This is a genomic window from Micromonospora sp. DT229 (genome assembly GCF_049844505.1).
Lineage (GTDB): Bacteria > Actinomycetota > Actinomycetes > Mycobacteriales > Micromonosporaceae > Micromonospora.
The window spans coordinates 125,142-143,566 of record NZ_JBNCLD010000002.1; the positions used below are offsets into that span (position 1 = coordinate 125,142).

Annotated in this window: 16 protein-coding genes and 4 tRNA genes; 2 read left to right on the top strand and 18 right to left on the bottom strand. The window is 67.9% G+C overall.

Annotated elements, in window-relative coordinates:
- Nucleotides 1-14: 14 nt before the first annotated feature.
- The 15 genes from ACLQ2T_RS03360 to ACLQ2T_RS03430 all read right to left on the bottom strand — a co-directional run bounded on the left by ACLQ2T_RS03360 (nucleotide 15) and on the right by ACLQ2T_RS03430 (nucleotide 12,752).
- Nucleotides 15-3,446, bottom strand: coding sequence for a DNA-directed RNA polymerase subunit beta (locus tag ACLQ2T_RS03360; RefSeq protein WP_425764500.1), 3,432 nt, complete (start codon nucleotides 3,444-3,446; stop codon nucleotides 15-17).
- A 561-nt stretch (nucleotides 3,447-4,007) separates the two neighbouring features.
- Complete coding sequence (gene rplL, locus ACLQ2T_RS03365; protein WP_425764501.1) at nucleotides 4,008-4,391, bottom strand: 50S ribosomal protein L7/L12; 384 nt, start codon at nucleotides 4,389-4,391, stop codon at nucleotides 4,008-4,010.
- Nucleotides 4,392-4,445: 54 nt separating this feature from the next.
- Complete coding sequence (gene rplJ / locus ACLQ2T_RS03370; protein WP_327024023.1) at nucleotides 4,446-4,991, bottom strand: 50S ribosomal protein L10; 546 nt, start codon at nucleotides 4,989-4,991, stop codon at nucleotides 4,446-4,448.
- Between the two features lie 503 nt (nucleotides 4,992-5,494).
- A complete protein-coding gene (rplA, locus tag ACLQ2T_RS03375; RefSeq protein WP_425764502.1) occupies nucleotides 5,495-6,211 on the bottom strand; it encodes a 50S ribosomal protein L1 in 717 nt (238 codons plus the stop codon).
- 83 nt (nucleotides 6,212-6,294) lie between these two features.
- On the bottom strand, nucleotides 6,295-6,726 hold the full coding sequence (gene rplK / locus ACLQ2T_RS03380) for a 50S ribosomal protein L11 (protein WP_013735966.1): 432 nt from the start codon (nucleotides 6,724-6,726) through the stop codon (nucleotides 6,295-6,297).
- A gap of 202 nt (nucleotides 6,727-6,928) precedes the next feature.
- On the bottom strand, nucleotides 6,929-7,651 hold the full coding sequence (gene nusG, locus ACLQ2T_RS03385) for a transcription termination/antitermination protein NusG (protein WP_425764503.1): 723 nt from the start codon (nucleotides 7,649-7,651) through the stop codon (nucleotides 6,929-6,931).
- Nucleotides 7,652-7,689: 38 nt separating this feature from the next.
- Nucleotides 7,690-8,082 carry a preprotein translocase subunit SecE gene (secE, locus tag ACLQ2T_RS03390; RefSeq protein WP_425764504.1) on the bottom strand — a complete coding sequence of 131 codons (393 nt, stop codon included), beginning with the start codon at nucleotides 8,080-8,082 and terminating at the stop codon, nucleotides 7,690-7,692.
- Nucleotides 8,083-8,294: 212 nt separating this feature from the next.
- Nucleotides 8,295-8,367 (bottom strand) — tRNA-Trp (locus ACLQ2T_RS03395).
- A 126-nt stretch (nucleotides 8,368-8,493) separates the two neighbouring features.
- Nucleotides 8,494-8,886, bottom strand: a complete 393-nt coding sequence (locus ACLQ2T_RS03400) for a MaoC family dehydratase (RefSeq protein ID WP_425764505.1) — start codon at nucleotides 8,884-8,886, stop codon at nucleotides 8,494-8,496.
- Between the two features lies 1 nt (nucleotide 8,887).
- Nucleotides 8,888-9,334: an FAS1-like dehydratase domain-containing protein gene (locus tag ACLQ2T_RS03405; RefSeq protein ID WP_425764506.1), complete on the bottom strand. Its 447-nt coding sequence runs from the start codon at nucleotides 9,332-9,334 to the stop codon at nucleotides 8,888-8,890.
- Between the two features lie 122 nt (nucleotides 9,335-9,456).
- Nucleotides 9,457-9,624 carry a 50S ribosomal protein L33 gene (gene rpmG / locus ACLQ2T_RS03410; RefSeq protein WP_007073056.1) on the bottom strand — a complete coding sequence of 56 codons (168 nt, stop codon included), beginning with the start codon at nucleotides 9,622-9,624 and terminating at the stop codon, nucleotides 9,457-9,459.
- 130 nt (nucleotides 9,625-9,754) lie between these two features.
- Nucleotides 9,755-9,827 (bottom strand) — tRNA-Met (locus ACLQ2T_RS03415).
- A gap of 25 nt (nucleotides 9,828-9,852) precedes the next feature.
- A tRNA-Thr gene (locus tag ACLQ2T_RS03420) sits at nucleotides 9,853-9,925 on the bottom strand.
- A gap of 92 nt (nucleotides 9,926-10,017) precedes the next feature.
- Nucleotides 10,018-12,546 carry a putative bifunctional diguanylate cyclase/phosphodiesterase gene (locus ACLQ2T_RS03425; protein ID WP_425764507.1) on the bottom strand — a complete coding sequence of 843 codons (2,529 nt, stop codon included), beginning with the start codon at nucleotides 12,544-12,546 and terminating at the stop codon, nucleotides 10,018-10,020.
- Nucleotides 12,547-12,605: 59 nt separating this feature from the next.
- The gene (locus ACLQ2T_RS03430; protein WP_327024015.1) at nucleotides 12,606-12,752 is read right to left on the bottom strand and encodes a hypothetical protein; all 147 of its coding nucleotides are present in this window, start codon (nucleotides 12,750-12,752) and stop codon (nucleotides 12,606-12,608) included.
- A 989-nt stretch (nucleotides 12,753-13,741) separates the two neighbouring features.
- On the opposite strand from ACLQ2T_RS03430, the gene ACLQ2T_RS03435 reads away from it, so the two are divergent.
- Nucleotides 13,742-14,224, top strand: a complete 483-nt coding sequence (locus ACLQ2T_RS03435) for a DUF6882 domain-containing protein (RefSeq protein ID WP_425764508.1) — start codon at nucleotides 13,742-13,744, stop codon at nucleotides 14,222-14,224.
- A gap of 540 nt (nucleotides 14,225-14,764) precedes the next feature.
- On the opposite strand, the gene ACLQ2T_RS03440 is transcribed toward ACLQ2T_RS03435, so the two are convergent.
- Nucleotides 14,765-14,848: transfer RNA gene (locus ACLQ2T_RS03440), tRNA-Tyr, on the bottom strand.
- A gap of 148 nt (nucleotides 14,849-14,996) precedes the next feature.
- Here ACLQ2T_RS03440 and ACLQ2T_RS03445 point away from each other — a divergent pair.
- Nucleotides 14,997-15,491, top strand: coding sequence for a YajQ family cyclic di-GMP-binding protein (locus ACLQ2T_RS03445; protein ID WP_425764509.1), 495 nt, complete (start codon nucleotides 14,997-14,999; stop codon nucleotides 15,489-15,491).
- A gap of 553 nt (nucleotides 15,492-16,044) precedes the next feature.
- Here the strand turns inward: ACLQ2T_RS03445 and ACLQ2T_RS03450 are convergent.
- A complete protein-coding gene (locus ACLQ2T_RS03450; protein WP_425764510.1) occupies nucleotides 16,045-17,304 on the bottom strand; it encodes an MFS transporter in 1,260 nt (419 codons plus the stop codon).
- Nucleotides 17,305-17,432: 128 nt separating this feature from the next.
- Complete coding sequence (gene htpX / locus ACLQ2T_RS03455; protein WP_425764511.1) at nucleotides 17,433-18,305, bottom strand: zinc metalloprotease HtpX; 873 nt, start codon at nucleotides 18,303-18,305, stop codon at nucleotides 17,433-17,435.
- Nucleotides 18,306-18,425 lie beyond the last annotated feature (120 nt).

Consider the following 18,425-nt stretch of genomic DNA (forward strand, 5'->3'; position numbering starts at 1 on the left):
CCCAACCTCCCCAGTCACACCTCTTCGACCGAGCTCGGCTCACGCCGGGACAGGTCGATGCCGAGTTCCTCCGCGGCGCGGAACACCTCGTCGTCGGTCTCGCGCATCTCCAGGGCCACGCCGTCGCTGGAGAGCACCTCAACGTTGAGGCACAGCGACTGCAGCTCCTTGAGCAGCACCTTGAACGACTCCGGGATGCCCGGCTCGGGGATGTTCTCGCCCTTGACGATGGCCTCGTAGACCTTGACCCGACCGAGGACGTCGTCGGACTTGATCGTCAACAGCTCCTGCAGGGCGTACGCGGCACCGTAGGCCTGCATCGCCCAGCACTCCATCTCACCGAAGCGCTGGCCACCGAACTGCGCCTTACCACCCAGCGGCTGCTGAGTGATCATCGAGTACGGACCGGTCGACCGGGCGTGGATCTTGTCGTCGACCAGGTGGTTGAGCTTCAGGATGTAGATGTAGCCGACCGCGATCGGGTCGGGCAGCGGCTCGCCGGAGCGACCGTCGTACAGCTGCGCCTTGCCGGTGGCCCCGATCAGCTGCTTGCCGTCCCGGTTGGGCAGGGTCGAGGCGAGCAGACCGGAGATCTCCTCCTCGCGGGCACCGTCGAAGACCGGAGTGGCCACGTTGGTGTCCGGCTCCGAGGTGTCCGCGCCGATGCTCTGCAGCTGACGCTTCCACTCGGCGTCGTCGCCCTCGACCTTCCAACCGGTCTTGGCCACCCAGCCCAGGTGGGTCTCCAGCACCTGACCGATGTTCATCCGGCTGGGCACACCCAGCGGGTTGAGCACGATGTCGACCGGGGTGCCGTCCTCCAGGAACGGCATGTCCTCGACCGGCAGGATCTTGGAGATGACGCCCTTGTTGCCGTGCCGGCCGGCGAGCTTGTCACCGTCCTGGATCTTCCGCTTCTGGGCGACATAGACCCGGACCAGCTCGTTGACGCCCGGCGGCAACTCGTCGCCGTCCTCGCGGGAGAAGGTACGCACACCGATGACCGTGCCGGTCTCGCCGTGCGGCACCTTCAGCGAGGTGTCCCGGACCTCACGCGCCTTCTCACCGAAGATCGCGCGGAGCAGCCGCTCCTCCGGGGTCAGCTCGGTCTCACCCTTGGGGGTGACCTTGCCGACCAGGATGTCGCCGGGGACGACCTCGGCACCGATCCGGATGATCCCGCGCTCGTCGAGGTCGGCGAGCATCTCCTCGCTGACGTTCGGGATGTCGCGGGTGATCTCCTCCGGGCCGAGCTTGGTGTCCCGGGCGTCGACCTCGTGCTCCTCGATGTGGATCGAGGTGAGCACGTCCTGCTGCACGAGGCGCTGCGACAGGATGATCGCGTCCTCGTAGTTGTGGCCCTCCCAGCACATGAACGCCACCAGCAGGTTGCGCCCGAGCGCCATCTCGCCCTCGTCGGTGCACGGACCGTCGGCGATGACCTGGCCGGCCTCGACCCGGTCGCCCTCGAAGACCACCGGCTTCTGGTTGACGCAGGAGCCGGCGTTGGAGCGGCGGAACTTGTGCAGCAGGTAGGTCCGGCGGTGGCCGTCGTCCTGGTGGACGGTGATGTAGTCGGCGCAGAGGTCCTCGACCACCCCGCCGACCTCGGCCACGACCACGTCACCGGCGTCGACGGCGGCGCGGTACTCCATGCCGGTGCCGACGAGCGGGGACTCGGCCTTGACCAGCGGCACCGCCTGGCGCTGCATGTTCGCGCCCATCAGGGCCCGGTTGGCGTCGTCGTGCTCCAGGAACGGGATCATCGCGGTCGCGACCGAGGTCATCTGCCGCGGCGACACGTCCATGTAGTCCACGGCCGCCGGTGCGACGTCCTCGGTCTCGCCGCCCTTACGACGGACCAGGACCCGATCCTCGGCGAAGGTGCCGTCGGCCCGCAGCGGCGCGTTGGCCTGCGCCTTGACGAACCGATCCTCCTCGTCCGCGGTCAGGTAGTCGATCTGGTCGGTGACCCGACCGTCGACGACCTTCCGGTACGGCGTCTCGATGAAGCCGAACGGGTTGACCCGGGCGAAGGTGGACAGGGCGCCGATCAGGCCGATGTTCGGGCCTTCCGGCGTCTCGATCGGGCACATCCGGCCGTAGTGGGACGGGTGCACGTCGCGGACCTCGAAGCCGGCCCGCTCCCGGGACAGACCACCCGGGCCGAGCGCGCTCAGCCGGCGCCGGTGGGTCAGGCCCGCCAGCGGGTTGGTCTGGTCCATGAACTGGGACAGCTGCGAGGTGCCGAAGAACTCCCGGATCGCGGCCACCACCGGGCGGATGTTGATCAGGGTCTGCGGCGTGATCGCCTCGACATCCTGAGTCGTCATCCGCTCGCGGACGACCCGCTCCATCCGGGACAGGCCGACCCGAACCTGGTTCTGGATCAGCTCGCCCACGGTACGCAGCCGCCGGTTGCCGAAGTGGTCGATGTCGTCGGCCTCGTAGCCCTCCTCACCGGCGTGCAGCCGGCAGAGGTACTCCACGGTGGCGACGATGTCGTCCTCGGTCAGAGTGCCGGTGGTGATCGGCACGTTCACTTCGAGCTTCTTGTTGAACTTGTACCGACCGACCTTGGCTACGTCGTACCGCTTCGGGTTGAAGAAGAGGTTGTCGAGCAGGGTCTGGGCGTTCTCGCGGGTCGGCGGCTCGCCAGGGCGCAACTTCCGGTAGATGTCGAGTAGCGCCTCGTCCTGGCCGGCGATGTGGTCCTTCTCGAGCGTGGTCATCATCAGCTCGGACCAGCCGAACTTCTCACGGATCCGCTCGGCCGACCATCCGACGGCCTTGAGCAGCACCGTGACGGCCTGCCGACGCTTGCGGTCGATGCGGACACCGACCGTGTCGCGCTTGTCGATGTCGAACTCCAGCCAGGCACCCCGACTCGGGATGACCTTGACGCTGGAAAGATCGCGGTCGGAGGTCTTGTCCGGTTGCTTGTCGAAGTAGACGCCCGGCGAACGGACGAGCTGGCTGACCACCACCCGCTCGGTGCCGTTGATGATGAAGGTGCCCTTCGGCGTCATCATCGGGAAGTCACCCATGAACACCGTCTGGCTCTTGATCTCGCCGGTGGTGTTGTTGGTGAACTCTGCGGTCACGAACAGTGGCGCGCAGTAGGTGAGGTCCTTCTCCTTGCACTCCTCGATCGAGGCCTTGACCTCGTCGAAGCGCGGAGCCGAGAAGGAAAGCGACATGGTGCCGGAAAAGTCCTCAATGGGACTGATCTCGTCGAGAATTTCCGCGAGACCCGAGCGTGCGTGCGGGTCGTCCGCCGACCGGCCCTGCCAAGCCTCGTTGCCGACGAGCCAGTCGAAGGACTCGTTCTGAATGGCAAGAAGGTTGGGGACCTCGAGGTGTTCGGTGATCCGGCCGAAGGAAACTCGGCGGGGAGCGAATGCGCTCGACGTACGACTGGTCTTCGCAGGGCGGGAAGCTGCCAAGATGCGTCCTTCCGAGGACCGGTGCTGCAGAACGGCTGGTACGCGTGCACTCCAATGACCCCACCAGAAAATATCCATAACCGGACATTTCCGAGCAGGGGTCAAGTCGGAAGGCAGCGCAAACTAGCAGTGTAGCCGAGAGGCTAACCGCTGTCCAGCCCATCCCGCAGGACGTCGCGGAACTGGTCTCGGGACCCTGGATCGGGTCGTACCGGACCGCTCGGAACGCAACGTTCCCGCCGGGCCGCTCAGGTGCCTGCGGCAGTTGGTGCTGCCGCTGATCTACCCACGCGGTGGCCGTCGCAAGCGCGGAAGGTCTTGCTATGTCAGCGTGCCTGTCAGCCCATGGTCGCGTCAAGGGCCGAGATTGCCATCCGCTGCTCTTTCCCACCGAAGGGCCGGCCCTCCGCAGGGGTCATCAGATCCCCACGGCCTGCTCATGCCCGCTGCGCCTTGCGTCCACCAGCACGGCGGGCGGCAATCCGTCAGATCGGATCGCCGCCCGCCGCGACATGGTGTGCCCCGGCTCACGTGAGTCGGGACGGCCAGGTGGTGCTCAGGTCACTTGAGGGTGACCTTGGCGCCCTCACCCTCCAGCTTGGCCTTGGCCTTGTCCGCGGTCTCCTTGTTGACCTTCTCCAGGACGGCCTTGGGGGCCGCCTCGACCAGGTCCTTGGCCTCCTTGAGGCCCAGGCCGGTCAGCTCACGCACGACCTTGATGACCTGGATCTTCTTGCCACCGTCGGCGTCGAGGACGACGTCGAACTCGTCCTTCTCCGGCTCGGCCTCGGCTGCGGCGGCGGCCGGGGCACCCGCCGCGATGGCGACCGGGGCGGCGGCGGTGACCTCGAAGGTCTCCTCGAACTGCTTCACGAACTCGGAGAGCTCGATCAGCGTCATCTCCTTGAACGCGCCGAGCAGCTCTTCGGTGCTGAGCTTCGCCATGTCTGGCGTCCTTTCCTAAAGGTTTAACTAAGAACGTGGGTGCGCCGTACGGCCTCAGGCCGCCTCGGCGTCTTCCTTCTCGCGCTTGTCCTGAAGGGCAGCCGCCAGACGGGCGGTCTTCGACAACGGGGCCTGGAACAGGGCCGCAGCCTTGCTCAGGTTGCCCTTCATCGCGCCGGCCAGCTTGGCCAGCAGCACCTCACGGGACTCCAGGTCGGCGAGCTTCGTGACCTCGGCCGCGGAAATGGCCTTGCCCTCGAAGACACCGCCCTTGATGACGAGCTTCGGGTTGGCCTTCGCGAAGTCGCGAAGCCCCTTCGCCGCCTCGACGACGTCGCCCGAAACGAAAGTCAGCGCGGTAGGACCGGTGAACAGCTCATCGAGGCCGGAGATGCCCGCGTCCGCCGCGGCACGCTTGGCCAGCGTGTTCTTGGCGACCGTGTAGCTGGTCTCCTGACCGAGCGAGCGCCGCAGCTGGGTGAGCTGGGAAACCGTCAGTCCGCGGTACTCGGTCAGCACGGTGGCACCCGCGCTGCGGAAGCTCTCGGTCAGCTCAGCAACAGCCGTGGCCTTGTCGGCCCGGATCGGCTTGTCCGCCATGTCCCTCCTCTCTCGTTACTCGAGGCTGGTCGCCAGCGCAGGCGGTCGCCTACGACTGGAGCGAGGGCATCGCGACAACAGAAAAGCCCCGGCGCAGGGCGCACGGGGCGAGACGGGCAACGCTCACCGCAGTCGGCGGACCACGGGATGCTGCCAATGTTCGCTTACCGCCCTGCGCGGGTCGCCCGTCTTCGCGGAACCTTCGACCGTGCCGGGGCACGGTGACCAGCGGTCTCTGGGTGGAACTTCACGCACGACAGAATCGTGCGACGTCAACAGGCTACGCGACCCCACCCGTACTCGCCAAATCGCCTCCCACCCTCGCCCCGCCGGCTTCGCTGGTGCCCGCCCGTATCGCCGAAACTGCGGGGTACGCCACGACTGGACACCGCCGTTTCGGCGATACGGAGTCGATCAGCACGCTGACCGCCACCGCCGTGCGCCTGCGACGACGGAAGGGCCCCGCCACGTACACGTGACAGGGCCCTTCCGGTGCGTCGTGCTCAGCTGTCGGCCGAGCCTTCCTGCAGGTTCTTCACCACGTTCGGGTCGACCGGGACACCCGGGCCCATGGTGGTGGTCAGGGTGACCTTCTTGAGGTACTTGCCCTTGGCCGCGGACGGCTTGGCCCGCAGCACCTCGTCGAGCACCGCAGCGTAGTTGTCCACCAGCTGGGCCTCGGTGAAGGAGGCCTTGCCGATGATCAGGTGCAGGTTCGAGTGCTTGTCCACCCGGAAGGTGATCTTGCCGCCCTTGATGTCGGCCACCGCCTTGGTGACGTCCATGGTCACCGTGCCGGTCTTCGGGTTCGGCATCAGACCGCGCGGGCCCAGGATCCGCGCGATCCGGCCGATCTTGGCCATCTGGTCCGGGGTGGCGATGGCCGCGTCGAAGTCCAGCCAACCACCCTGGATGCGAGCGACCAGCTCGTCGGTGCCCACCTCGTCGGCACCGGCGGCGACGGCCTCCTCGGCCTTCGCGCCGGCGGCGAACACGATCACGCGGGCGGTCTTACCGGTGCCGTGCGGCAGGTTGACCGTGCCGCGGACCATCTGGTCCGCCTTGCGGGGGTCGACGCCGAGGCGCATGGCGACCTCGACCGTGGCGTCGAACTTGACGTTGGTGGTCTCCTTGGCCAGCTTCACGGCCTCGGCGGGGGTGTAGAACTTGGACCGGTCGATGACCTCGGCGGCCTTGCGGTAGCTCTTGCTGCGCTGCATGTTCTGTCTACTCCTGTGGTCTCTGGCGGGCCGCGATGCTCGCGCGCCCTCCCACGATCCGTACGGGTCGGTGGTGGCCGAGGTCAGTCGGTGACGTTGAGGCCCATCGACCGGGCGGTGCCGGCGATGATCTTCTCAGCCTGGTCGAGGTCGTTGGCGTTGAGGTCAGCCATCTTCTTCTCGGCGATCTCCCGCACCTGGGCGCGGGACACCGAGCCGACCTTCTCCTTGTGCGGGACGCCCGAGCCCTTCTGCACACCGGCGGCCTTGATCAGCAGCCGGGCGGCGGGCGGGGTCTTCAGCACGAAGGTGAAGGACCGGTCCTCGTACACGCTGATCTCGGCGGGGACGATATCGCCCCGCTGCGACTCGGTCTGCGCGTTGTACGACTTGCAGAACTCCATGATGTTCACGCCGTGCTGACCGAGCGCGGGACCGACCGGCGGCGCCGGAGTGGCCTGGCCCGCCGGCAGCTGAAGCGTGAAAGTCTTGACGAGCTTCTTCTTCGGAGGCATGTCTCTTCCTGGGGCTTGGAACTGGGAATGGTTCGCACCGACACCACCACCGGGCGCGCACGGTCAGCGCGGGAAGGCAGCGGCGACGTTCTAGGGTAGCGCAGACGGGTGGCGGCTCACCCACGGAGGTTGCCCGGCGGGCGAAACAGACAGACAACGACCGCTGGCGACGGCCCGGTAGCCATCGCCAGCGGTCGTTGAATCAGATCTTCGCGACCTGGTTGAAGTTCAGCTCCACCGGCGTCTCACGGCCGAAGATCGACACCAGCACCTTGAGCTTCTGCTGGTCGGCGTTGATCTCGCTGATGGTGGCCGGCAAGGAGGCGAAGGCACCGTCGGTGACCGTGACCGAGTCGCCGACCTCGAAGTCGAGGACCCTGATCTCCGGCTTGGCCTTCTTCTGCTCGGTCTCCACCGCCGGGGCCAGCCACTTCAGCACCTCGTCGAGGCTCAGCGGCGCCGGGCGGTCGGCCCGGTCCGTGGCCCCCACGAAGCCGGTGACCCCGGGGGTGTTGCGTACGCAGGAGTACGACTCGGCCGTCAACTCCATCCGGACCAGGATGTAGCCGGGGAAGACCTTGGCCTGCACCTGGGACCGCTTGCCGTTCTTGACCTCGACCTCTTCCCGGGTCGGCACCTCGACCTGGTAGATGTAGTCCTCCATGTCGAGGGAGGTGATCCGGGTTTCGAGGTTGGTCTTGACCTTGTTCTCGTAACCGGCGTACGAGTGCACCACGTACCAGTCGCCGGGCGCGTAGCGCAGCTTCTGGCGCAGTTCGGCGACCGGGTCGTAGTCCTCCTCGGGCGCGGGCTCGGTCATCGCGAACTCCGGCTCGTTGGCGGCCTCGACCGACTCGTCGCCAGCCGCCGTCGCCACCGTGGACTGCTCGTCCGGGGTCTCGGCGGTCTCGTCGTACTCAGGCACGCTCGCTCACTTCCGTCACTATCGGCACAGTCAGCCGGTCAGCTGGGGTTGCCGAAGACCCACAGCACGCCCTTCGCGAAAGCGAAGTCAAGGAGGGCCACGATCGCCAGCATCATCGACACGAACGCGACTACCACGCCCGTGTAGGTCAGCAACTCCTTGCGGGTCGGCCAGATGACCTTACGCAGTTCCGCCACGACCTCGCGGATGAAACGCGCGATGCGGCCGAACAGGCCCACCTTCTCGCCATCGGCACGCGTCTTCGACCGGCTGTCGGCGGAATCCGCCTTGGCCCGCTCCCGGGTGGCGGTGCCGCCCCGGGTTACCGGCTCGTCCGCGTCGGTGGCGTCGTCGTCGGCGCCGTCACTGACGACCTCGTCGTTCAGGCGGTCGTCGTCGGCGTCCTCGCCGCGCCGCTTGTTGTCGGCCACTTCGCCCTCCGTCGCGGGATATCGGGGTCGTACGCGGTTCGCGTACGCGGCGTCTGGTCACGCCAGCCGGACCCAACCGTCCCGGGACGGGCCGCGGCCGGCGGATCAGCCGGAAGGCCCCGATGCCTCGGAACCTCCCCGCCGATGCCACCACCACGGGCCGGACGCCACCTTTCGGTGGCGCGACCCACGGAACGGTCAGGCCTGAGGCGCAGGGGTGACAGGACTTGAACCTGCAGCCTGCGGTTTTGGAGACCGCTGCTCTGCCAATTGAGCTACACCCCTATGTGGCAACGCTCGTCCCACCAGGTCACACGACCAGGCAGAAGTCACTTGCCCCACGGCGGACCAGTGTACGGGTACGAACCCGAGTTTCCCAACCGGTCTGGCCATCGCGCCCTGCGGAGCAGGTCAGCCCGCCGTCCGCACGGTTGCCCGAGCCTGCGACAACACCTTGTCTCCCTGACAGGTCGCGGTGATGTCTAGCCTGGTCAGACCCGCTTCGGTCACCTCGCGGACCACCGCGGTCACCACGATCTCGGTGCCGGCGTCGTCATCGGGAACCACCACCGGGCGGGTGAACCGGACCCCGTAGTCGACGACCGCGTCGGGCGTGCCGGCCCAGGCGGTGACCGCGCGACCGACCAGGGCCATGGTGAACATGCCGTGCGCGATCACCCCGGGCAGGCCGACTCCGGTGGCGAAGCGGTCGCTCCAGTGGATCGGGTTGAAGTCGCCGGAGGCGCCCGCGTAGCGGACCAGGTCCGCCCGGGTCACCCGGAACGTCTGGGTGGGCAGTTCCATCTCAGGCCTCCCCGCGTACGACGAGCTTCATCCAGGCGGTGACCACCGGCTCGCCGGCGGTCGTGTGGACCTCGGTCCGACTGGTCACGAAATCGTGGCCACCCCGGCTGGTGATCTCCTCGATGTTGTTGACACAGACCAGCTCGTCGCCGGCCACCACCGGCCGGGTGTACGCGAACCGCTGATCGCCGTGGAGCACCCGGCTGTAGTCGATGCCCAGCTCCGGGTCCTCGATCATCTGCTGGTTGGCGGCCATGGTGAGCACGATCGGGAAGGTCGGCGGCGCGACCACGTCCGGGTGGCCCAGGGCACGGGCAGCCTCCGGGTCGTGGTGGGCGGGATCGGTGGCGCCGATCGCACGCGCGAACTCACGGATCTTCTCGCGGCCCACCTGATAGGGGGCGGTCGGCGGGTAAGCCCGGCCGATGAAGGAGTGGTCCAGGGACATGCCGCCGAACCTACACGCACAACAAGATCGCCGATCCACCCGGTCGGGGCGGCTTGAGGCCGTGCCGACCGGGTGAACCGGCGATCGTGATGTTCAGGGTGCCGGGCGATGCCCGGCGAGGTTCAGCGCGTCTCGCGGTGAACGGTGTGCCGCCCGTCCCGGGGGCAGAACTTCTTCAGCTCGATGCGGTCCGGGTCGTTACGACGGTTCTTGCGCGTGATGTAGTTGCGCTCCTTGCACTCCACACACGCCAAAGTGATCTTCGGCCGGACATCGGTCGCCTTCGCCACGGCGGAGTGCCTTCCTCGCTAACGGATACAACTACGGCATCAAAGCCTACGCGCCGCCGGGGCGGACACGCAAAGTGGGCGCCTATGGCGCCCATCCCACTGACCACCGGATTCACCCGGCGGCGGAGAGTAGCGGTGGCCGGACTTGAACCGGCGACACAGCGATTATGAGCCGCTTGCTCTACCATCTGAGCTACACCGCCGTGGTGGGCCCAGCCGGACCCTCTGAGCCCCCTTACGGAATCGAACCGTAGACCTTCTCCTTACCATGGAGACGCTCTGCCGACTGAGCTAAGGGGGCCTGCGCGATCACTCCGTGGCCGCGCAGAGGTAAGAGTACACGGCCATGCCGTGCTGGTGAAATCGGATCCCCGGTGTCAGCGTATGCCCAGCTCAGGGCACTGCGCGCAGGCGCGGAAGCTCCCGGTTGGAGATCGAGTCGGGGTCGACCCGGGCACCGAACCAGGCCTCCAACCGCTCGTACGGCAGGGGCCGGCTGAACAGGAACCCCTGCCCGATCTCGCAGCCGATGTCCTGGAGCAACTCCAGGGTCAGCTCGCTCTCCACGCCCTCGGCCACCACGGTCAGCCCGAACTGCTGGGAGAGGGTGACCACCGCGTTGACGATCGCCAGGTCCCCCGGATCGGTCGCCATGCCCTGCACGAAGGAGCGGTCCACCTTGACCTCGTGCACGGGCAGTCGGCGCAGATGGGCCAGCGAGGAACTGCCGGTGCCGAAGTCGTCCACCGACAGCCGTACGCCCAGATCACGCAGCCGACGCAGGCTCGGGATCGGCCGGTCGGTGCCGTCGAGCACCCCGGCCTCCTCGATCTCCAGGGTCAACAACTGCGGTGGTACGTCGTACTCCGCCAGGAGTTCCCGGACCCGCTCGGGGAAATGCTCGTCGTTGAGCGTACGCGCGGACAGGTTGACCGCGACGGCGAGCGCCTGGCCGCCGTGCGCCCAGTCGCGGCTGTGCCGCAGTCCTTCCCGGAGCACGAACTCCGTGAGCCGACCGAGCTGGCCGGTGTGCTCGGCGACCGCGACGAAGTCCGCCGGGGAGACCGTGCCGTGGGTCGGATGCTCCCAGCGGGCCAGGCACTCCACCCCGACCAGCCGGCGGTCCCGCAGGGTCACCTTGGGCTGGTAGTAGATCTCCAGAGCGCCGTTGTCCAGGGCGCTACGCAGGTCTCCGGCCAGCCCCAGGCGGCGCAGCGAACGCGACTCCAGCGCCGGGTTGTACAGCTGCACGCTGCCCGGCACCGACTTCGCGGCACTCGCCGCAACGTCCACCCGTTGCAGCAGGGTGGCCGGGTCGCTGCCGTGATCCGGATGTACGACGACCCCGACGGCGGTGTCCACGTCGAGGGTCAGGGCGTCGAAGACCATCTCGTCGCGGATCTGCTCGCGGACCTGACCGGCGAGTTCCACCGCCGCTTCGGCGCTCTCCAGCCGCAGGGTCACCAGGAACTCGTCGCCACCGGCCCGGCCGACCAGGGCGGCCGACGGCACGCAGCCCCGCAACCGGTTGGCCACCTCGGTCAGGACCTTGTCCCCGGCGGCGTGCCCCAGCGACTCGTTGACCTGACGCAGCCGGTCGACGTCGAACAGCAGCAGCGCGACCACCTCACCGGGGGCCCGGATCCGGACCGCCTCGGCGAGCGCGCCGAGGATCCGGCGCCGGTTCGGCAGTTTGGTGAGCCCGTCGTGGTACGCGTCGTGGCGCAGCCGGTCGACCAGGCGGGAGTTCTCCAGGGCGACCGCGGCGTGGGCGCTGACCGTCTGGAGGACCGGCACGTCCGCCGGACGGAAGGAGTTGACGTCACCGAGGCGGTTCGCCACCTCCAGGGTGCCGATGACCGCCTTGCCCGACCGCAGCGGCACCACGATCACGTCCTTGGCGGCACGTCCCAACGACTCCCGAAGCTTGGGGTCGGCGGCGAAGCGGCTACCCACCGCCACCGTCGCCTGACGGGCAACCGCCGCCTCCCGCAACGCCTGCGGGGTCAGCGCCGAGTCGAGCAGACCGGACTTGCCCTCCTGGGCGGTCAGCAGCACCTCCGGGTGCCGCCCCTGGGCGGGCAGCCACAAGGTGGCGTACTCGGCCTGCATGAGGCCGCGGATGCGAACCAGCAGGGCGTCGATGAGATTGCCGTCCGACCCGCTCTCGGTGATCGCCTTGGTCAGCTCATACATCTCCGTCAGCGTGCGGTGCTGCCGGATGACCTGCGTGTAGGTGTCGTAGACGAGGGCGAACGCCACCGCCAGACCGGCGAAGAGGAGAAGCGCCCACGGCGTGGTCTCCAGGCCGATGATGATCAGGATGCCGATGGAGAGGTTGATCGCCACGGTCAGCGACATCGGTGGGACAGCCCGGATCAGCTCCCGGCCGGACTGCCACCCCTGCACGACGGAGATCACCGCGACCACGGCGACGAACCCGACGAGGGCGTGGGTGCCGATCGCCGCGAGCAGCAGCCCCCAGGTCGCCGGCCCGGCATTCTCCGGGGTCGGCAGAACGGTGTAGACCGTCGTGGCCAGGGCGGTCGCCGCCGCCGCCAGGGCCACATTGAACCAGAGCTTCGGCGGCAGCAGCTTGCGGCGCCACTGCACCACGAGAGTGGCCACGGTGTACGCCAGCACCACCGACAGCGGTGGCAGCACGTACAGCGCGACGACGAGCGGAATCTCGGTGAAGGTGGTGCCCAGCGCCTGCCTGCGTACCACCACGTTGATGGTGGGAATCGCGGCAACGATCATCGCCGCCGTGAGCAGCAGCGTGAGCAGCCAGTCACCGAGTGCGGGCCGAGCGGTCAGGCCCAGCAGAAGTGAGAAGAGGACCGCACAGAGCGCGAGCGGAGCCGTGATAAGCCAGGCCCGCTCGGTCCGTCCACGAGAAGAGCCAGACTTAGGCGACGTCATGGCTCTCCTCGCGACGTGGGGTGCTCGAGGTGGCGAGCCCGGTCAGGACGGGGAGCGCGTCAGCGCACCTGCGAACCCAACGTCGGCATCTGCCATTCGATGCCGTGGGTCCGAACCTCGAACTCGCTGGCGACACCGGCCGCGACCACCAGACCGGAGACAAGCAGAAGGGAGCCGAGTAGCCGGCCCAGACGGTGAGCAGACATGAGCGCTCCTGGCGGGGTGACGGATGTGCGTAACGGGGCTATCCGATGGTGCCACAGCCAGCCGGGCGGTGGAAAGTTCACAAACCCGATGTCGGTCGGGTTGTCGCCCGACTCTGCCCATACGTTCCCCGTCGCACCACTTTCGACCAGGTCAGGGGCGCCACGGCCACCGCCTGCCGGAAGAACACACCAACCGCGCATACGTTACTTAGGCGGCTTAGCGGGTCTAGCGGACCCACCTTCCGGCCAATGATTTCTTATCGATAGTGCTCTATAACATCATTACGGACGTCCAGTCAATACACCCGACGACCGTCTCCCCCTCCCGGCCGCCGCCCGCCCCGACGTCCCAACGCCCACTACCGACAGCCAGCCTCAGCCGACCACGACCAGAGTAGGCGTGACGAACCAGTTCAGTCACCCCCATGAATGGATGATTCAACCGCTCAGTCAGGAAATACACTGCTGAGGCGGCCGTGAAGATGTGCTGACACCCCGCAGAAGCCCTCGCCCACTTCTCTGGTCCGTCGCCACCAACAGCCAGTGGCCGGCACAGCCAGTCTGCGGTTGCCACCGCCACCACCATCGCCACTGCCGCTGGGCTGCGGAACAGCCCCCGACCGAGGAGGAAGGGCATCAGCAGCAAACGGGGCAGTCGTCGCTCCAAGGGGGCGGGCGTGGGCCAGCGGGCACCTGTCGACAGCGACCACATCGGACCGTGCCGCACCAGCGAGTGCGGGACAGGTGGTACGGCGAGCTGGCGACCGAACCGAACAAGGCGTACCTGCTGCGCAGAGGCTGTAAGGGTGACATCCACTCCCGCCTCTCCCAGGCCCTGGCGCGTGCCTCACATGTAGTCCCACCACATGCTTGACGAATCCGTCACAGGACATGCTTGACCGTTGATCTAGGTTCATCGTGCCGACGTCGCGGAGTCGGTAGGCTCTGGCCGCCGACTGTGCGGGCTGTGCCGCGAGGGCGGGAGGGGCATGGGTCACGTGGAACAAGCTGCGCATGACCATGAGTTGTGGGAGTCGGTGGCCTCGGCGGCTCGCGACAGGGTCGGGCAGCGGCAAGCAGCGATGGTCTCCGACCACGGGCTCAGCGGCGATGTGCAGTACCACTGGTCGATGGACGACGCCACCATCTCCTGGTCGCGCGGCGGCCGGGACTTCCTCCACGGCCGGATCACGGTGATCGGCAGCCTGGACCACGTCCAACAGACGTGGTTGTGGTCCTGGGCCAACGACTCATTCCCACCGGCGGTGCTCGGTGACATCACCGACGTTCGCCGCTACGGCGAAGAGCGCGCCTTCCCCTTGTTGATGTCGCGGAGCTTCCGTGCCGAGCAGAGGCCGGTGGCCCAGGCCAGGATCGTCGCTGCCGACGTGCTGGCTGCCGAGGGTCTGTGGTTCGAGCCCGGCGACGAACTGGACCTGCATTTCGCCATTCACGATCTACGCCGTGTCTGAGGGGCGACCGCAGCAAAGGCGGATAGCGTTCAGGAAGAAACCGTTACCGATGTCCGGTAGGTCGACGGCACCGACCGTTGCGTACAGGTCTACGAAATCGGCGGGGATGGCGGGACGGACAGCAGCGATCGTGTCCGGTCGCCGACGAAGTTCTCACCCGGCGTGTACCCGTAACGGTCTTCGAAGTCGAGCACCGCGTTCCGCAGACCCTCGCGCCATGTCTCTAGCCTGCCGGAATCCACCCACGCCCAACGCCGGCGCTCACCGCAGCATGTCTGCACTACCAGTCTGCGGATCCACCGCGATCGACAGCGTGCGAAGCGCGTAGGGGTCGGTCATGTCTCGGCGAGCGAAATCGAAGACAATGACAGTCTCGGCCCCGAGGCACTGGCGTGCCGTCCCCGGACGGCACAAGGACAAAGCGGCGACACGCATGCGACACAGCCAGTGAGACCGAGGGACCCTAGATAGGACCCGGTGAGGCCAACGAGATGGGCCCCCGATCAGCATCTCTGCTGTTCGAGGGCCCATCTCTACACCTGGTGGCGGGTAGAGGATTCGAACCTCTGTAGCTTTCGCGACGGATTTACAGTCCGCTCCCATTGGCCGCTCGGGCAACCCGCCAGGGCACACCTCCGCACCGTGGTGCGGCGGCGGAAGCAAGGATAGCGGTTCCTACTGGCTTCGCCGCAACCGGGTACCGTCAGGGGGTCGCGCCCCTGGTCATCCAGGGGCAAACGATCACAAACAGCCGGACAGCAGGAGTATGAGCATGGCAGCGAACCCGTCGTTCGACATCGTCAGCAAGGTTGACCGTCAGGAGGTCGACAACGCCCTTCGCCAGGCAGAGAAGGAGCTTGCGACGCGGTTCGACTTCCGGGGGACGGGTGCGGAGATCTCCTGGTCGGGCGAGGAGGCGATCAGCCTCCAGGCGGAGACCGAGGAGCGGGTGCGGGCCGCGCTGGAGGTCTTCAAGGAGAAGCTGATCAAGCGGAACATCTCGCTGAAGTCGCTGGATGCCGGCGATCCTCGTTCGTCGGGCAAGATCTTCAAGATCGACGCTAAGGTGGTGCAGGGCATCGACCAGGAGAAGGCCAAGGCGATCAGCAAGAAGATCCGCGACGAGGGGCCGAAGGGCGTACAGGCGCAGATCCAGGGCGACCAGCTGCGGGTGACAGGCAAGAAGAAGGACGACCTCCAGGCCGTCATCACCCTGCTCAAGGCGGAGGACTTCGGCGTCGCCCTCCAGTTCACCAACTACCGGTAAGCGTGACCCGGCCGTCCGTGGAACTGCGTCCCAGGCAGACGGCGTTGCCGAACGACTGTCGTCGGCACTGCTGCTCATGACCACCGGCGCCGGCCTGGTTCCGTCTGAACTGTCGGTGGTCATGGGCAGATCACGCCGAGGGTGCGGGCGAGCTGGTTGATCGTCATCGGGCCGTCCGGGTCGCGAGCGACTCGAGACGACCGGCGACAGGCCGGGATGTGGGGGGAGGCACCCCCCATCATTCCCGCCCGCCCGAGTTCGGTTGGTGCAGGGTGCGGCGTGGGCGCGCCGTATCGCCGAAACGGCGGGGTGCGCGGCGGTGGGAAACCGCCACTACGGCGTAACGGAGTCGATCACCGCGCTTCGGTCGACCGCCGGCCCGATCGGGGTCGCTTCTGGGCGACCCCGGGCGTTGGGCAGCGGCGCAGGTCAGCGATTGAAGATCAGTAGGAGCACGATGGTGCCGATGGCGCTGACCACGAGCGAGCCCAGGCAGCCGAGGCGGTTCGAGAAGAAGGCGAACATGCCTCGGTGATACCCGCCGGCGGCCCGGTCAGACCGGGGCGGGGGTTTCCACCCGTACGGTGGCGGCTTCTGCTCGGGCGATGGGGCCGGCGGGCAGGGCGGCGAGGGCGGCCCCGGCGGCGACCGCCGCACCGGCGAACAGGAAGGCCCAGGGCACTCCACCGGCGTGGTCGATGATCAGGCCGGCCACCGCGCCACCGACGGCGCTGGCTCCGACGGACATGGTGACCACCCAGGTGTACGCCTCGTTCAGCATGCCGGCCGGTGAGATCCGCCCGACCAGGGTGTTCTCCAGGGTCAGGGCCGGCGCGATGGTGGCCCCGCCGACGATCAGGGCGGCGCCGAGGGCCAAGGGGGTGGGCATGACGGCGAAGACGACGAAGCTGCCCGCCACCGCCGCCAGTAGCCAGGCGAACTGTCGGGTCATGTTGCGGGCCGGGCGGCGGATCCCGAACCAGAAGCCGCCGACCGCGCTGCCGATGCCCCAGACGGCCAGGAGTATCCCGGCCAGGCTGTCCGGGTCGTCGGGGGTGTAGCGGGTGGCGAAGGCGGGCACGGTCACCCCGGCCGCGCCGAAGGCGATGCCGAGGCTGGCCACGCAGAGCAGCAGGGCCGGGAATCCGCCGACCCGCAGTGGGCCCAGTCCTCGGGTGCGGTGGTCCCGGGAGTGCGGCTGCCAGCCACGCATGGTCTGTCCCAGCGCCACGGCCACGGTGCCGAACAGGGTCACCACGGCCGCGCCGATCAGGGCGGCACCGGCGTCGGCGAACAGGACGAAGCCGGCGACCAGCAGTGGGCCGAGCACGAAGACGACTTCGAACAGGGTGGTCTCCGCGGCCAGGGCGGTGTTGCGCAGGTGGTACCGGCCGGAGGCCACGCTGGTCAGGTCGTTCCAGGCGCCTCGGATCGCGGCGGTCAGCGGCGGGTAGGTGGCGCCGGCCACGGAGGCGGCCACCAGGACCAGGGCGAAGGGGGTTTGCTCGGAGCGGGCCGACCAGAGCAGGCCGATCAGGGCCAGGGGGTGGGCGATCGCGGTGCCGATCAGTACCGGGGTGGGGCCGATGCGGTCGGCGATGCGCCCGGCCACCGGGCTGAGGGCGGCACCGGCCAGGGCGTAGCAGCCGCCGGCCAGGGCGGCCAGCGAGTAGCGGCCGGTGACCTCCTCGATGACCAGCAGCAGGGCCAGCGGGGTCATGCCGATCCCGAGTCGCCCGATGATGCCGGTGATCAACAGGGTCGGCGCCCCGGGAAGGTGCCAAACACCCAGGTAACGGCGCAGACCAGCCACCGAGGACCTCCACAAGTGTAATGAGTGAGAGCGGGTTGAACCCTAACGCTGCCCGGGTGACCAGCAACCGGACAGGGTGCCGCCCGCGCCGGGTCTACCGGGCGCGGGCGGCGAGAGGTTAGCGCAGGTCAGCGCTGGTAGCGGACCGGGCCCATGTTGCGGGCCATCTGCTCCAGTCGGGCGACCCGCTGCTCCATCGGCGGGTGGGTGGCGAACATCGCCGCGACTCCGCCGCCCTTGAAGGGGTTGGCGATCATCAGGTGGGCGGTGCTGGTGAGCTGCCCCTCGGCCGGCAGGGGCCGACGCTGGGCCCCCATATGGATCTTCCGCAGCGCGCTGGCCAGGGCCAACGGGTCACCGGTGAGTTCGGCGCCGGAGGCGTCCGCCTGGAACTCCCGGCTGCGGCTGATCGCCAACTGGATGATGCTCGCCGCGATCGGGCCCAGGATGATGGTGAGCAGCAGCACGATCGGGTTCGGGCCGTCCTCGTCGTTGCCCCCGAGCGGGATGAACAGGGCGAGGTTGGCCACCATGGTGATGATGCCGGCCAGGCCGGCGGCCACGCTGGAGATCAGGATGTCCCGGTTGTAGACGTGTGACAGCTCGTGGCCGATGACGCCCCGCAACTCCCGGTAGTCGAGCAGTTGGACGATTCCCTGCGTCACGCAGACCGCCGCGTTCTGCGGGTTACGGCCGGTGGCGAACGCGTTGGGCTGGGCGGTCGGGCTGAGGTAGAGGCGAGGCATCGGCTGCCGCGCCTCGGCCGCCAACTCCCGCACCATGTGGTACAGCTCGGGGAACTGTGCCTCGCTGACCGGTTGCGCCCGCATCGAGCGCAGCGCCAGCTTGTCGGAGTAGAAGTAGGTGACGCCGTTCATCACCAGCGAGATGACGACGGCGATGACCAGGCCGCCACTGCCGCCGAACCAGTAGCCCACCGCCAGGATCAGCGAGGTGAGCAGGCCGAGCAGCGCGGCGGTCTTCAGACGGTTGTGGTGCACGATCACTCCTTCGGTGCACGGATGCCTGGATCCGCTGACCGGTACAACAACCCGGTACCCGTCAACCATCCGTCTCATGACTGAGAGTTACCTGAATGACAGTCATGTTCGGGAATGAAA

Excerpts from the sequence above, each read along its gene's own strand:
- rplL (WP_425764501.1), bottom strand. The coding sequence starts at position 4,391 with ATGGCGAAGCTCAGCACCGAAGAGCTGCTCGGCGCGTTCAAGGAGATG.
- rplJ (WP_327024023.1), bottom strand. The coding sequence starts at position 4,991 with ATGGCGGACAAGCCGATCCGGGCCGACAAGGCCACGGCTGTTGCTGAG.
- rplA (WP_425764502.1), bottom strand. The coding sequence starts at position 6,211 with ATGCAGCGCAGCAAGAGCTACCGCAAGGCCGCCGAGGTCATCGACCGG.
- rplK (WP_013735966.1), bottom strand. The coding sequence starts at position 6,726 with ATGCCTCCGAAGAAGAAGCTCGTCAAGACTTTCACGCTTCAGCTGCCG.
- ACLQ2T_RS03400 (WP_425764505.1), bottom strand. The coding sequence starts at position 8,886 with ATGGAACTGCCCACCCAGACGTTCCGGGTGACCCGGGCGGACCTGGTC.
- ACLQ2T_RS03405 (WP_425764506.1), bottom strand. The coding sequence starts at position 9,334 with ATGTCCCTGGACCACTCCTTCATCGGCCGGGCTTACCCGCCGACCGCC.
- ACLQ2T_RS03425 (WP_425764507.1), bottom strand. The coding sequence starts at position 12,546 with ATGACGTCGCCTAAGTCTGGCTCTTCTCGTGGACGGACCGAGCGGGCC.
- ACLQ2T_RS03430 (WP_327024015.1), bottom strand. The coding sequence starts at position 12,752 with ATGTCTGCTCACCGTCTGGGCCGGCTACTCGGCTCCCTTCTGCTTGTC.
- ACLQ2T_RS03435 (WP_425764508.1), top strand. The coding sequence starts at position 13,742 with ATGGGTCACGTGGAACAAGCTGCGCATGACCATGAGTTGTGGGAGTCG.
- ACLQ2T_RS03445 (WP_425764509.1), top strand. The coding sequence starts at position 14,997 with ATGGCAGCGAACCCGTCGTTCGACATCGTCAGCAAGGTTGACCGTCAG.